Source organism: Roseiconus lacunae (assembly GCF_008312935.1).
GTDB classification, from domain to species: domain Bacteria; phylum Planctomycetota; class Planctomycetia; order Pirellulales; family Pirellulaceae; genus Stieleria; species Stieleria lacunae.
In genome coordinates, this window is the sequence record NZ_VSZO01000046.1 from 1 (window position 1) to 882 (window position 882).

The window sequence follows — 882 nt, forward strand, 5'->3', positions numbered from 1 at the left end:
ATGTTGACGCCCCATGCCATTCAAACGATTGCTACAATGATTCTGGCCCGTCCAACTTCCAGCCGGCGGCAAACGTAGCCTGACGAACCATGTGATGAACGGGAGTCGCGGGCGCTGTTGTTTCCTCAGTTCACGATTTTTGGCCGCGACCCCGTTATCACCAACGTTCGCTGGATAAAACACCCATGGTCATATTGATGCGCAACTGGCTATCCGTTTCATTGATTCTTCTTGCATCGTTCTCTCGGGCGGACTCTCCCGTGCGAGTTGACGGAACGTCCCACATGGCCGACGTCAGCAGGGCATTGATCACCGCTGCCGAAAACACAAACTACTTGATCACGGTGGAGAACGAAGAGTCCGGAAGTGGAGGCGGATTCAAGCGATTCTCGCTGGGGCTCTCGGACATCAATAAATCCGCTCGCCCCATAAAGGACAGAGAGCGGAAAGAATGTACCGACCGCAAAATCGACTTTGTGGAGGTCGTTGTCGGTCACAGCCGAGATCAAAGCGAGTCACTACGGTTGTTTGTGAACTCGGAGTCGCTACGACGAGAATCCGTCCGCAACTTTCTGGGTTATTGCCTTTCTGACAACGCTCAAGCGTTGGTCGCATCACACGGAAAGCGGCTGTCGGTAGAGGAGTTGAACACTTCGAGAGCAACACTACGTATTGCGATTGCCGCCGCAAAACAAAACCCGGAGGGCAGCGAACCATCCGATCCACCGAAGGACCGGGCGTCGCGTTCCGACAATGGAGACTCAACCGCCGGTCCTCGGTGATCGGCACCGTTACGCCAGGAATTGAATGACCGACGAGGGATATGAACGCTGCTGTCCTCGCTGTGACAATCGATTCGTCGCATCGACCGATCGCGGCATT

The 882-nt window shown here is 54.9% G+C and carries 1 protein-coding gene; it reads left to right on the plus strand.

The window, feature by feature from the left end; genetic code table 11:
• Positions 1-197 precede the first annotated feature (197 nt).
• Complete coding sequence (locus FYC48_RS23135) at positions 198-782, plus strand: substrate-binding domain-containing protein (protein WP_160149727.1); 585 nt, start codon at positions 198-200, stop codon at positions 780-782.
• The last annotated feature ends 100 nt before the right edge of the window (positions 783-882 follow it).

Bases quoted from the DNA above. Each gene is read 5' to 3' on its own strand.
- FYC48_RS23135 (WP_160149727.1), top strand. From the start codon at position 198: ATGCGCAACTGGCTATCCGTTTCATTGATTCTTCTTGCATCGTTCTCT.